The organism is Streptococcus sp. 27098_8_69, from assembly GCF_041432445.1.
Lineage (GTDB): Bacteria > Bacillota > Bacilli > Lactobacillales > Streptococcaceae > Streptococcus.
Genome location: NZ_JAPVZO010000009.1, coordinates 66,025 through 78,052, shown reverse-complemented (window position 1 = coordinate 78,052; position 12,028 = coordinate 66,025). Strand labels below are relative to the sequence as shown.

Below are 12,028 nucleotides of genomic sequence, written 5' to 3'. Positions count from 1 at the left end.
TTCATCTGGTGTGAGAATCATCGGAATGATAATTGGTTCACGTTCGGTATTTTCATAAAGGAATGGTCGAATAGCGTTTACGATGGCGCCATTGACAGATTGGATGCTGGCATCTTTGTTTTTCAATGCGATACGAATAGCATTGAAAAGGATACGTTGGCTTTGGCGAATCAAGTCGCCAGACTCTCTCATGTAGACAAATCCACGGCTGAGAATATCTGGTCCAGATAGAATCATCTGAGACTTGAAGTCAACGGTTGCGACAGCTAGAACGACACCGTCTTCAGATAAATCACGACGATCTTTGAGGACAGCAGCGCCGATTTCACCGATACGATTTCCATCGACATAGATATCCTGAGCGTTGAAATGACCAGCGATGCGGGCAGAATTTGCAGTGAGGGCAAGCACATCACCATTGCTCATGATAAAGATATTGTCCTTCTCTACGCCAGTATCCACCGCTAGCCCAGCGTGAACTTTCTGCATGCGGTATTCACCGTGAACAGGCATGAAGTATTTTGGCTTAATCAAGCGGAGCATAAGTTTTTGCTCTTGCTGACCACCGTGTCCAGATGTATGGATGTTGTTAATCTTACCATGGATTACTTCAACACCAGCTTCAGAAATGATGTTAATCAATTTGTTAACGCTAGTGGTGTTTCCTGGAATTGGACTAGATGAGAAGATAACAGTATCGCCAGGTTGGAGTTGCACTTGACGGTGAGTTCCGTTAGCGATACGAGAGAGGGCTGCCATGGGCTCGCCCTGACTACCTGTACAGAGAATCAGAACCTCACCCGCAGGATAGTCTTTGATTTCATTTGGTTCGATAAAGGTTCCCTTAGGAGCTTTGATGTAGCCAAGCTCGATTCCGTTGACAATGGCCTTTTCCATAGAGCGACCAAAGACAGCGATCTTACGCCCAGTCTTGACAGCGGCTTCCGTTGCTTGCTGGAGACGGAAGATATTTGAGGCAAAGGATGCAAAGATGATACGTCCTTCGATGCCTTGGATAATCTTCATGATTGACTGGCCGACAACCTTTTCAGAGTTTGTAAAGGTTGGCACTTCAGCATTGGTCGAGTCAGAGAGTAAGCAAAGCACTCCATCTTCACCTAGGGCTGCCATACGGTGCAAGTCTGCAGGTTCACCAACTGGTGTAAAGTCAAACTTGAAGTCTCCCGTACAAACGATTTTCCCTTGAGGGGTATGGATGACGATTCCCAATGGTTCTGGGATAGAGTGAGTAGTTCTAAAGAAAGTTGCTTTAAGGTTTTTAAAGGTCAACTCCGTGTTGTGGTTGATTTCGTGAAGTGTAGCATTGCGCAAAAGTCCATGCTCTTCGAGTTTTCCACGGATTAAGGCAAGGGCCAGTGGACCAGCATAGATAGGGATGTTTGCTTGCTTGAGCAAGAAAGGAATCCCTCCGATATGGTCCTCGTGTCCGTGTGTAATCAAGAGAGCCTTGACGCGGTCGATATTTTCTACAATATAAGAGTAATCAGGGATAACGTAGTCGATACCAAGTAGGTCATCCTCAGGGAATTTAATCCCTGCATCAACGATGATAATTTCGTCTTGGTATTCGATACCATATGTGTTTTTTCCGATTTCTCCTAGACCACCAATGGCAAAAACGCCGACTTCTTCTGGTTTAAGAGTGTAGGCCATATTAGAACTCCGTAATTTCGAATGCGCCAGTTTCTTTTTCGTAGTCTAGCAATTTGTCAGACAAGAGTTCGATATACTCGATATTATATTCTGGACGATTTTCTTCGACAAGTTGGCGAGCAGCGATACGTCCTTCAAGTTCTGAACTAGCATCGATGTCTAAGTATAGTGAGCGTGTTGTTTCACGACGTGGGCTGCGTTCTTTTGTTTCTTGATAAAAAACTTTGTAAATCATATGTTTCCTTTCTGCTTTCAGGTCAGCTATATTCAAAAATGCTCAGTTTGAAGCTAGTTTGATTCCAGTTCATTTTTTGTCTTTATTGACCTTGATTCGTTACAATTATCTCAATTATAACATAAAAAGGGGAATTAGTAAAAGCAGGAAATATGAAAGTAAGGAGCTTGAAATGGGTTTCATTATACCTTGTAAAAGTATTTGAAGACATCAGATGCAAGTGCTATAATAAAGTTAGAAAAGAGGTTTTTCTTGATTAAGGAGGACTAGCTATGCTTAATTTTGTGTTTCACCTATTTGGATGGAAATTCTACATACTGCTACAACTGCTTGGGCTCCTTTTCGTTAGATGATGATTTTGAAATATTTGCCTTTAGAATTGGAGAAAGGAGGCTCTCTATGTTTCAACTAGCTATCGCGATTCGTCTCTTGATATTTGCTGTTTTTGTTGCTTGTGTTTACGGTGGCAATCTACTATTTGTTCGGTTGGAACATAGAAAAACAGCTATACACTGGAAAATTCTCTTTGTAACACTGTATTCTATTTTCCTCCTTCTTGTAACCTATGTGGTCTGGCTTGTATTTTACTTTGGTTTGAATGCTTAAGTACTTGTCCTGTCTGTTTGGCAGGACAATTTTGTTTCAAAACAAAGAAAATTCCCATGTGTCGGCTTTTGTAGTATAATAGTAAACAGACAAAAAGATAGGAATGTGTTATGAAAGTATTAGCTTTTGATACGTCCAGCAAGGCTCTTTCTCTTGCTATTTTAGAGGACAAGCAGCTTCTTGCAGAGACGACAATCAATATCAAAAAAAATCACAGTATTACCCTTATGCCAGCCATTGATTTTTTGATGGTCAGCCTAGATTGGACACCCAAGGATTTGGATCGAATCGTTGTGGCAGAAGGACCTGGTAGCTATACAGGTCTGCGAATCGCGGTAGCAACTGCCAAAACCTTGGCTCATACCCTGAACATTGAGTTAGTGGGGATGTCTAGCCTTTTAGCTCTGGTACCGAGCCGGCAGGAAGGTTTGGTTGTTCCTTTGATGGATGCGCGTCGCAACAATGTTTATGCAGGATTTTATGAAAATGCCCAACCTGTCCTTCCCGAAGCCCACTTGTCTTTTGCGGAAGTTTTAGAGCAAGTCAAGGATGCTGAACAAGTCACTTTTGTCGGTGAAGTGGGAGCCTTTGTGGAACAAATCAAAGAGCAATTGCCACAAGCCAACTACCAAGAAACCTTGCCAAATGCGGCTAACCTAGCCCTCTGGGCCTGGGACAAGGAAGCAGACTCCTTGCACGACTTCGTGCCGAATTACCTCAAACGTGTCGAGGCTGAGGAAAACTGGCTCAAGAATCACACTGAGTCTGGTGGGTCCTACATTAAACGCCTATGATAGAAATCAAACGAATCCAACAGCAACCTGACTTGGCTCAAGCCATCTATGCTGTTATGGCAGCTGTTTATCCAGTCAGTCCTTGGACTTTGGAACAAATCCAAGCAGACCTGTCCCAAGACCAGACCTGGTATGCTCTAGCTTATGATGGGGAAGAAGTGATTGGATTTTTAGCTGTTCAGGAAAATAACTTTGAAGCAGAAGTCCTGCAAATCGCTGTCAAAAAAGCCTATCAGGGTCAGGGAATTGCGTCAGCCTTGTTTGCTCAATTACCGACAGATAAGGAGATTTTCCTCGAAGTCAGAAAGTCAAATCAACGAGCACAGGCATTTTATAAGAAAGAAAAGATGGCAGTCATCGCTGAGCGAAAGGCCTATTACCATGATCCAGTCGAGGACGCCATTATCATGAAGAGAGAAATAGATGAAGGATAGATATATTTTAGCATTTGAGACATCTTGTGATGAGACTAGTGTTGCCGTCTTGAAAAACGATGACGAGCTCTTATCCAATGTCATTGCTAGTCAAATTGAGAGTCACAAACGTTTTGGTGGCGTAGTGCCAGAAGTAGCCAGTCGTCACCACGTCGAGGTCATTACAGCCTGTATCGAGGAGGCGCTGGCAGAAGCAGGGATTACAGAAGAAGATGTAACAGCTGTTGCGGTTACTTACGGACCGGGCTTGGTTGGAGCCTTGCTAGTTGGTTTGTCAGCTGCTAAGGCCTTTGCTTGGGCACATGGACTTCCGCTGATTCCCGTTAATCACATGGCTGGCCACCTCATGGCAGCTCAAAGTGTGGAGCCTTTGGAATTCCCCTTACTAGCTCTATTAGTCAGCGGTGGACACACAGAGTTGGTCTATGTTTCTGAGGCTGGTGATTATAAGATTGTTGGTGAAACTCGTGATGATGCGGTTGGTGAAGCCTATGACAAGGTCGGTCGTGTCATGGGCTTGACCTATCCAGCAGGTCGGGAGATTGACGAGTTAGCTCATCAGGGGCAGGATGTTTATGATTTCCCACGTGCCATGATCAAGGAAGACAATCTGGAGTTTTCATTCTCAGGTTTGAAATCTGCCTTTATCAATCTTCACCACAATGCCGAGCAAAAGGGAGAGAGCTTGTCAACAGAGGACTTGTGTGCGTCCTTCCAAGCAGCAGTTATGGATATTCTCATGGCAAAAACTAAAAAAGCCTTAGAGAAATACCCTGTTAAAACTCTAGTCGTGGCTGGTGGTGTAGCGGCCAATAAAGGTCTTAGAGAACGTTTGGCGGCTGAAATCACTGATGTTAAGGTCATCATTCCACCTCTGCGCCTCTGCGGAGACAATGCAGGCATGATTGCCTACGCCAGCGTTAGCGAGTGGAACAAAGAAAACTTTGCAGGCTTGGAGCTAAATGCCAAACCAAGTCTCGCTTTTGATACTATGGAATAAAAAGTCAGCTTGAAGCTGGCTTTTTTGCTAAAATATTTTATAATATGTTAAAAAAGTAAAAGTTTTTACGAATAGAATAGTAAAGGGAATTTTAAAAAGGGAGCTTGCCTATGATTGAAAAACAGGAAATAGGAGAATTTTACAAGGAATTGCGCCTGGCTAGAAAGCTCAAGCAGTCAGATGTGGCTTGTGCTGGACTAACGGCCTCTCAGCTATCCAAGTTCGAACTAGGGCAGTCCATGCTGTCTGCAGATAAGCTGATCCTAGCTATCCAAGGGATAAATGTGACCTTTGATGAGTTTGGGCACAAGCTCAACAACTACCAAGAATCTCCACATATGCGAATTGGCAGAAGGATTGTGGATCGTTTTGCTCATCAAGATATAGCTGGCTTAGAGCAATTGTTGAAGGAAGTCGAGCAAGAACAGATGGCGCAGACTTATCGTCGTTTGAATGCCATCGTGATTAAAGATGCTATCCATTCACTGGATAAAAGCTACCGACTAGCAGAGGAGGATCGTGAGTTTTTGACCACCTACCTTTATGCTATCGAGTCTTGGACCTGGTTTGAACTCTATATCTTTTGCAATACTATGCCTTTTTTGAGCAATCAAGATCTGATCTTTTTATCTACCTCTTTGCTTGAAAAATCCAAGGAATTTAAAGAGTTAGTGCACAATCGACTGTATATGAAAAGTGGCTATCTCAATATCATCTCAGAGCTCATGGAGCGCAAACTTTTCTCTTACATCCCAATCTTTGAAGCTGAGTTGGAGAGTATGCTTCGCCCCTATGATGTTTTTGAGAAAGTATCATGGCAATTTTTAAAGAAATTGAGTGTTTTCCTTCAGACCAAGGGAAGCAATCAAAAAGAGATTGAACACTTTATCCAATCTCTGCAAATATTAGAAAACCCACAATTAACAGCCCTTTTTGAACTACGCTTACAGCAATACAAAGCACTTATCGATTAGTTAAAGATGCAAAAAGATAATAATCTCAGCAACGATTGTCAATAATGTTATGATTTGTTTCTTCATTTCATGCCCTCCTACGTAATGGTAACTACATTATATCAGTGAAAAAGTCAAATCCATAAAAATCGCAAATGTGAAATTTCCATCAGAAAAAATATCAAATATGCGATTTTATAAAATTGCCTACTTTCCGTGCTATACTGTTCTTGTAAAGCACCTGAAGCAAATCCTAGGTCGCAGAAGTGGTTTACAAGTAAAATAATTGAAGGAGTGTAAATGATGTTGAATTTACAATTTGCAGAAACAATGGAATTGACAGAGGCAGAATTGCAAGCAGTTAGCGGAGGAGATATTGTCAATATTGTCCCAGGTGTTAGAGGCGGTACAGGTTGGGGTGTTGCAGGAATTTACCCTGGTTGGGGAAATCAAGGGATGAGTCCTCATCGTGGTGCTTTTGATTGGGCTGTAGAGCCAACAGGTGAGTGGTTAAGACGTCGTTGATAAAATAATATAGGAAGTAATTAAATGAAGAAAATGAAAGAAATGAAATTTCATCTAGCAACTGGACTATTAATCTTAGCCAGTTACCTTATATTCAATGTGGTAATGCATCCAGACTTTACGAATACTTTGTCGGATGAGATGTACTATGTTTTACAGGTCTTGTTGATGCTTGTTCTGGGAATTGTTGCCACCATTATTCTTTTCAAAAGTGAACATTGGAAAGAGTGCGGTCGTTTCCAGTTTCGTTGGTCTTACCTAGGTGTTTTCATTCTTTCTTTTTTCTTATTATTTGTGTGGGCAAATCTAGCAACTCGTATCTTTCCTCGTACGCAAAATGGCAGTGCAGTAGTGGAAGTAGCTACCAGTATGACAGGAGTTAGTTATATTATCACACGTGTACTTTACGGTAGCCTTATTGCACCTATAACAGAAGAAATCGTGTGTCGTGGCTTTTTGATGACAAGCTTGTCTAAATTCAAAAACTACTATATTGATGTTCTTGTTTCTGCTGCCATATTTGGAGCTATGCATGTCTTACAAAATGGTTGGATAACAACAGATTTCATGCTCTACTTTGGAATGGGCTTGATATTTTGTATGATGTTTCGCTATACACGTTCTATTTATTGGACTATAGCTTTACATGCTTCATGGAACACCTTCTTATTCATTGTTAGTTTATTAGTATTTGGATTTTAGAAGGGTGATATATGAAAAAGATAATCTCACGCTACTACTTTTTTATAGCCATTCTACTTGTTATTGTTTACCAGTACTTTAGTGGTCTGGTTTTACACAGCGACTTGGCTGCTGGTCTATCTAAATTTGGCTATTATTTTTCGGATATGATGTTGAACTTTCTTGTGGTTCTGCTTGTTTTTATTTTCATGGTAGGGGCAGGAAAATGGCAACAAATCAATAGTAGAAAATTTAAAGGGTCCTATCTTTTTTATTCCTTTTTAGCTTTTCTCGCTTTATTTATTTGGAATGTCATCAAATTTTTCCTATTCCCACCTACCCAAAATGGACTTGCTTACCAACTCGCTGCTCCAACTTTTACAGGAGCTACGGCATTTTTGATGTATTTTTTCTATCCAGTGATTGCAGGTCCCATTTTTGAAGAGATGATTTATCGTGGATTGGTGATGACCGCTTTGGAAAAAGGGAAAAAATGGGGACTGGACGTGCTTGGTTCTGCTGCTTTATTTGGAATTCTGCATATTAGTGATTATGGTTGGGTCTTGACAGATTTTTTCGTATATATGGGTGGCGGTATCATATTTGCGGTCTTGTTTAGAGTAACAAAGTCTATTTATTGGCCTATTGGACTGCATATAGTCTATAACGGTATCGGGCATATACTTCCTTTGCTGTTTTAGAGGATTTTGATAATCATAAATCAAGGGATGAGTCCTAATCGTGGTGCTTTTGCTTGGGTTGTAGATCCAACAGGTGAGTTGTTTAAGCGTAGTAGAGGATAGATACTATAGGAGTTGATTAAATGAAGAAAATGAAAGAAATGAAATTTCACCTAGCAACTGGCTTGTTGCTTTTGACCTATTACCTCATTTTTAATGTCATACCAGACTTAGATTTTACTGTAGCTTTGTCTGATGAGATCTACTATGTGTTCCAGGTTTTATTGGTACTTATTCTGGGAACTGTATCTACAATTATTTTTGTCAAAAGTGAACATTGGAAAGAGTGCGGTCGCTTCCAGTTTCGTTGGTCTTACCTGGGTGTTTTCATTCTTTCTTTTTTCTTATTATTTGTGTGGGCAAATCTAGCAACTCGTATCTTTCCTCGTACGCAAAATGGAAGTACTGTAGTGGAAGTAGCCACCAGTTTGACAGGAATTAGCTATTTTATTACGCGTGTACTTTACGGTAGCCTTATCGCACCTGTAGCAGAAGAAATCGTGTGTCGTGGTTTTTTGATGACAAGCTTGTCTAAATTTAAAAACTACTATATTGATGTTCTTGTTTCTGCTGCCATATTTGGCGCTATGCATGTTTTACAGCATGGTTGGATAACGACAGATTTCATACTATACTTTGTAATGGGCTTGATATTTTGCATGATGTTTCGCTGTACACACTCTATTTATTGGACCATAGCTTTACATGCTTCATGGAATACCTTCTTGCTTATTGTTAGTTTATTGGTGTTTGGATTTTAGAAAGGTGATATATGAAAAAGATAATCTCACGCTACTACTTGTTTGTAGCCATTCTACTTATCATGGCGGACCAGTTCTTCATTCGTCTGGTTTTACACAGCGACTTGGCTGCTGGTCTATCTGATTTTGGCTATTATTTTTCGGATATGATGTTGAATTTTCTTGTGGTTTTGCTTGCTCTTGTTGCCATGATTTGGTCAGGAAAATGGCAACAAATCAATAGCAGAAAATTTAAAGTGTCCTATCTTTTCTATTCCTTTTTAGCTCTTCTTGCTTTTTTTGTTTGGAATTTCGTTACATTTTTTATTTTCCCGTCCACCCAAAATGAAATTTCTTATCAACTGGATCTTCCTACTTTTACAGGTCCTACTGCATTTTTGATGTATTTTTTCTATCCAGTGATTGCAGGTCCCATTTTTGAAGAGATGATCTATCGTGGATTGGTGATGACCGCTTTGGAAAAAGGGAAGAAATGGGGATTGGATGTGCTTGGTTCTGCTGCTTTATTTGGAATTCTGCATATCAGTAGTCATGGTTGGGTCTTGACAGACTTTTTCGTATATATGGGTGGTGGTCTAATAATGGCAGTCTTTTTTAGAGTGACAAAGTCTATTTATTGGCCTATTGGACTGCATATAGTTAATAATGCCATTGCTCAAATTCTACCTTTGTTATTTTAGTGGATTTTGAGAATTGTAAATAAAGGGATGAGTCCTCATCGTGGTGCTTCTGATTGGATGAAAGGAATCTGGACAGGTTTGGCTGAAAGACGACGTAAATAAAACTTAAAAGGATCAACGATGAAAAGGAAAGATAAGAAATTATACTTGTCAACTGTTTTGATAATAGTCACCTATTACTTAATTTTTAATTTTGTAGCAAGGTTAGAATTTGTTAACCAATTATCAGATTTTGGATTTTATGGATTTCAAATTTTATTGATAGTTCTTGAGGGGATTGCTGCTACAGTGGTTCTAGTAAAGAGTCAAGGTTGGAAAGAATGCGGTCTCTTCCAGTTCCGTTGGTCTTATCTAGGTGCCTTCTTTCTTTTCTTTATACTGATGTTTGTGTGGGTAAATATAACGACTCTGATTTTTCCTAGCACGCAAAATGGGAACGAAATGATGAAAGAAGCAGCTAATTTGACAGGAATTAGTTACTTTATAATGCGCATTCTCTATGGCAGTCTCATTGCTCCTATCGTTGAAGAGTTGGTTTTTCGTGGACTTCTGATGACGGCATGGTCCAAATTTAAAAAGTATTATGTTGATGTCGTCGTTTCCTCCACACTCTTTAGTCTTATCCATGTTTTACAGTATGGCTGGGTGTTAACAGATTTCATCGTTTATGCGGGAGCAGGTCTCTTGTTCTGTATGCTATTTCGTTATACTCGTTCAGTTTATTGGCCAATGGCTCTTCATATCTTGTGGAATACATTTTTAATCGTTCTTAGTTTATTGGTGTTTGGGTATTAAATCTAAAATAGTTTATAAGTTGCATCATGAGACTGGCCTCCCAGTCTTTTTCTGTTCTTGTCAGTCAGCAGACTTTTTTCTATTTTACGAATATGTTATAATAATTTTTGTTGTGACTGTTTGGAAAGCAGTTGCTGAAGGAATGATTAGTGAGGAAGTCTATGAAAGAAAAAGGATTTTGGGAGGGTGTGCAGGCTGCGGTGCCGACAGCTCTGGGCTATGTTAGCATCGGTCTTGCTTGTGGCATTATCGGTTCTCCCTATGTGACACCAGTAGAAATGGGTTTGATGAGTCTCTTTGTCTATGCTGGGAGTGCCCAGTTTGCCATGATAGCTTTGATTGCAGTTCAAGCGCCTGTGGCAGCCATTGCCATGACGGTCTTTTTGATTAATCTGCGCCTCTTTTTGCTGAGTTTGCATGCATCGACCTATTTTCGCCATACCAGTCTTTGGCACAATATCGGCATGTCCAGTCTTTTGACCGATGAGACCTATGGCGTTTTGATGGGCGAGTTGGTGCATACGGATAAGGTCAATCCTATGTGGATGCACGGGAACAACCTTAACAGCTATGTGGCTTGGTTTGTCGGAACTGTTGTCGGAACTGCTCTAGGTGGACTTCTACCAAATCCAGAAATTTTTGGCTTAGATTTTGCCCTAGTGGGGATGTTTATTGGGATTTTTACTTCCCAGTTTCAGATTATGCAAAAACGGATTCCTTTGCGCAATCTCTTCATAATTTTAGCAGTTGTAGCTGTATCTTTCTTTTTGCTCTTGACGGTGGTGTCTCAGTCATTAGCTGTCTTGTTTGCGACCTTGCTAGGTTGTACCATGGGGGTGGTCTTGGATGGTCAGTAAGTATATTTTATTAGCAATTGTCTTTTCTGGCTTGGTGACTTGGATTCCAAGAATGATTCCTTTTATCCTAGCCAAGTACAAGGGTTTGCCGCCTATCGTAGAGCGCTTTTTGAAATTTCTACCAGTTTCTATTATCTTTGCCTTGATTCTTTCAAGTGTGGTGGCAGGAAAAGTTGGAAGTTTCCCGCAGATAAAGTGGTTAGACTTTTTAGCAGTCTTTCCAACGGCTTTTGTAGCCTTTCGTTACCGCAATCTGGTGGGGACTGTTCTCTTTGGGGTGGTCTTGATAGCAGTCTTACGTTTGGTCTTTTAAATCAGCCATAAAGAAAACCTATCACAAATATAGAAATCATATAATAGCGTAATTCCTTTTTTTCTGTTAAGATAAGATTGTATTCTATTTTGGAGGAAATATCATGAAAAAAATCGTTAAGTATTCATCACTTGCTGCCCTCGGGCTTGTAGCCGCAGGTGTATTGGCAGCTTGCTCAGGTGGTGAAAAGAAAGATGCTGCATCTGGTGAAGCAACATCTGGTAAAAAAGAAATCGTCGTAGCAACTAACGCGTCACCAAAACCATTTAACTATGAAGAAAACGGTGAGTTGACTGGTTTTGAGATTGAGGTCGTTCGCGCTATCTTTAAAGACTCTGACAAGTATGATGTCAAGTTTGAAAAGACAGAATGGTCAGGAATCTTTGCAGGCCTTGACGCAGATCGTTACCAAATGGCAGTTAACAACATTAGCTATACAAAAGAACGTGCAGAAAAATATCTTTACGCAGCACCAACTGCTAAAAACCCTAACGTTCTCGTAGTTAAAAAAGATGACAACAGCATCAAATCACTTGATGATATCGGTGGAAAATCTACTGAAGTCGTTCAAGGAACAACATCAGCTAAACAATTGGAAGAATACAACAAACAACACGCAGATAACCCAACTGTCCTTAACTATACAAAAGCTGACTTCCAACAAATCATGGGACGTTTGAGCGATGGACAATTTGACTACAAGATTTTTGATAAAATCGGTGTAGAAACAGTTATCAAAAACCAAGGTTTGGATAACTTGAAAGTCATCGAACTTCCAAGCGACCAACAACCTTACGTATACCCACTTCTTGCAAAAGGTCAAGATGAATTGAAATCATTTGTTGACAAACGCATCCAAGAACTCTACAAAGACGGAACGCTTGAAAAATTATCTCAACAGTTCTTTGGTGGTTCTTACCTCCCCGCAGAAGCTGACATCAAATAAGTTTGTAAATCATCCATTCTCTCGTAGGTGGATG

General features: G+C 40.4%; 16 protein-coding genes. 14 read left to right on the top strand and 2 right to left on the bottom strand.

Annotated features, from left to right (window positions below; genetic code table 11):
- Both rnjA and O3658_RS04845 read right to left on the bottom strand, forming a co-directional pair.
- The coding region (gene rnjA / locus O3658_RS04850; protein WP_371559661.1) for a ribonuclease J1 at positions 1-1,674 on the bottom strand (1,674 nt) is incomplete at its 3' end.
- 1 nt (position 1,675) lies between these two features.
- Positions 1,676-1,909, bottom strand: a complete 234-nt coding sequence (locus O3658_RS04845; RefSeq protein WP_000639587.1) for a DNA-dependent RNA polymerase subunit epsilon — start codon at positions 1,907-1,909, stop codon at positions 1,676-1,678.
- 399 nt (positions 1,910-2,308) lie between these two features.
- Here O3658_RS04845 and O3658_RS04840 point away from each other — a divergent pair, with 399 nt between their 5' ends.
- From O3658_RS04840 to O3658_RS04775, 14 genes are all read left to right on the top strand, one after another.
- Entirely contained in the window at positions 2,309-2,515 is a 207-nt protein-coding gene (locus tag O3658_RS04840) for a hypothetical protein (protein ID WP_000487063.1), read from the top strand.
- Positions 2,516-2,625: 110 nt separating this feature from the next.
- Positions 2,626-3,309 carry a tRNA (adenosine(37)-N6)-threonylcarbamoyltransferase complex dimerization subunit type 1 TsaB gene (gene tsaB, locus O3658_RS04835; protein ID WP_371559660.1) on the top strand — a complete coding sequence of 228 codons (684 nt, stop codon included), beginning with the start codon at positions 2,626-2,628 and terminating at the stop codon, positions 3,307-3,309.
- Positions 3,306-3,743, top strand: coding sequence for a ribosomal protein S18-alanine N-acetyltransferase (gene rimI / locus O3658_RS04830; protein WP_371559658.1), 438 nt, complete (start codon positions 3,306-3,308; stop codon positions 3,741-3,743). Before tsaB ends, rimI begins: the two co-directional genes overlap by 4 nt.
- On the top strand, positions 3,733-4,743 hold the full coding sequence (gene tsaD, locus O3658_RS04825) for a tRNA (adenosine(37)-N6)-threonylcarbamoyltransferase complex transferase subunit TsaD (RefSeq protein WP_371559657.1): 1,011 nt from the start codon (positions 3,733-3,735) through the stop codon (positions 4,741-4,743). The genes rimI and tsaD overlap by 11 nt, the downstream gene beginning before the upstream one ends.
- A 110-nt stretch (positions 4,744-4,853) precedes the next feature.
- Positions 4,854-5,717, top strand: a complete 864-nt coding sequence (locus O3658_RS04820) for an XRE/MutR family transcriptional regulator (protein ID WP_371559655.1) — start codon at positions 4,854-4,856, stop codon at positions 5,715-5,717.
- Positions 5,718-5,999: 282 nt separating this feature from the next.
- The gene (locus O3658_RS04815) at positions 6,000-6,221 is read left to right on the top strand and encodes a hypothetical protein (protein WP_371559663.1); all 222 of its coding nucleotides are present in this window, start codon (positions 6,000-6,002) and stop codon (positions 6,219-6,221) included.
- A gap of 24 nt (positions 6,222-6,245) precedes the next feature.
- Positions 6,246-6,923 (top strand): lysostaphin resistance A-like protein, encoded by a 678-nt coding sequence (locus O3658_RS04810; RefSeq protein ID WP_371559654.1) that lies wholly within the window; start codon positions 6,246-6,248, stop codon positions 6,921-6,923.
- An 11-nt stretch (positions 6,924-6,934) separates the two neighbouring features.
- Positions 6,935-7,603, top strand: a complete 669-nt coding sequence (locus O3658_RS04805) for a lysostaphin resistance A-like protein (RefSeq protein WP_371559653.1) — start codon at positions 6,935-6,937, stop codon at positions 7,601-7,603.
- Positions 7,604-7,725: 122 nt separating this feature from the next.
- On the top strand, positions 7,726-8,403 hold the full coding sequence (locus O3658_RS04800) for a lysostaphin resistance A-like protein (protein ID WP_371559651.1): 678 nt from the start codon (positions 7,726-7,728) through the stop codon (positions 8,401-8,403).
- Between the two features lie 11 nt (positions 8,404-8,414).
- A complete protein-coding gene (locus tag O3658_RS04795; protein ID WP_371559649.1) occupies positions 8,415-9,083 on the top strand; it encodes a lysostaphin resistance A-like protein in 669 nt (222 codons plus the stop codon).
- Between the two features lie 120 nt (positions 9,084-9,203).
- A complete protein-coding gene (locus O3658_RS04790; RefSeq protein WP_153224597.1) occupies positions 9,204-9,878 on the top strand; it encodes a CPBP family intramembrane glutamic endopeptidase in 675 nt (224 codons plus the stop codon).
- 161 nt (positions 9,879-10,039) lie between these two features.
- Complete coding sequence (locus tag O3658_RS04785) at positions 10,040-10,735, top strand: AzlC family ABC transporter permease (protein WP_153224596.1); 696 nt, start codon at positions 10,040-10,042, stop codon at positions 10,733-10,735.
- Complete coding sequence (locus O3658_RS04780; RefSeq protein ID WP_371559647.1) at positions 10,725-11,048, top strand: AzlD domain-containing protein; 324 nt, start codon at positions 10,725-10,727, stop codon at positions 11,046-11,048. The genes O3658_RS04785 and O3658_RS04780 overlap by 11 nt, the downstream gene beginning before the upstream one ends.
- 103 nt (positions 11,049-11,151) lie before the next feature.
- A complete protein-coding gene (locus O3658_RS04775; protein WP_045762539.1) occupies positions 11,152-11,994 on the top strand; it encodes an amino acid ABC transporter substrate-binding protein in 843 nt (280 codons plus the stop codon).
- Positions 11,995-12,028 lie beyond the last annotated feature (34 nt).

Bases quoted from the DNA above. Each gene is read 5' to 3' on its own strand.
- rimI (WP_371559658.1), top strand. From the start codon at position 3,306: ATGATAGAAATCAAACGAATCCAACAGCAACCTGACTTGGCTCAAGCC.
- O3658_RS04800 (WP_371559651.1), top strand. From the start codon at position 7,726: ATGAAGAAAATGAAAGAAATGAAATTTCACCTAGCAACTGGCTTGTTG.
- O3658_RS04840 (WP_000487063.1), top strand. From the start codon at position 2,309: ATGTTTCAACTAGCTATCGCGATTCGTCTCTTGATATTTGCTGTTTTT.
- O3658_RS04810 (WP_371559654.1), top strand. From the start codon at position 6,246: ATGAAGAAAATGAAAGAAATGAAATTTCATCTAGCAACTGGACTATTA.
- O3658_RS04775 (WP_045762539.1), top strand. From the start codon at position 11,152: ATGAAAAAAATCGTTAAGTATTCATCACTTGCTGCCCTCGGGCTTGTA.
- O3658_RS04785 (WP_153224596.1), top strand. From the start codon at position 10,040: ATGAAAGAAAAAGGATTTTGGGAGGGTGTGCAGGCTGCGGTGCCGACA.
- tsaD (WP_371559657.1), top strand. From the start codon at position 3,733: ATGAAGGATAGATATATTTTAGCATTTGAGACATCTTGTGATGAGACT.
- O3658_RS04780 (WP_371559647.1), top strand. From the start codon at position 10,725: ATGGTCAGTAAGTATATTTTATTAGCAATTGTCTTTTCTGGCTTGGTG.
- O3658_RS04820 (WP_371559655.1), top strand. From the start codon at position 4,854: ATGATTGAAAAACAGGAAATAGGAGAATTTTACAAGGAATTGCGCCTG.
- O3658_RS04815 (WP_371559663.1), top strand. From the start codon at position 6,000: ATGTTGAATTTACAATTTGCAGAAACAATGGAATTGACAGAGGCAGAA.
- O3658_RS04805 (WP_371559653.1), top strand. From the start codon at position 6,935: ATGAAAAAGATAATCTCACGCTACTACTTTTTTATAGCCATTCTACTT.
- O3658_RS04845 (WP_000639587.1), bottom strand. From the start codon at position 1,909: ATGATTTACAAAGTTTTTTATCAAGAAACAAAAGAACGCAGCCCACGT.
- tsaB (WP_371559660.1), top strand. From the start codon at position 2,626: ATGAAAGTATTAGCTTTTGATACGTCCAGCAAGGCTCTTTCTCTTGCT.
- O3658_RS04795 (WP_371559649.1), top strand. From the start codon at position 8,415: ATGAAAAAGATAATCTCACGCTACTACTTGTTTGTAGCCATTCTACTT.
- O3658_RS04790 (WP_153224597.1), top strand. From the start codon at position 9,204: ATGAAAAGGAAAGATAAGAAATTATACTTGTCAACTGTTTTGATAATA.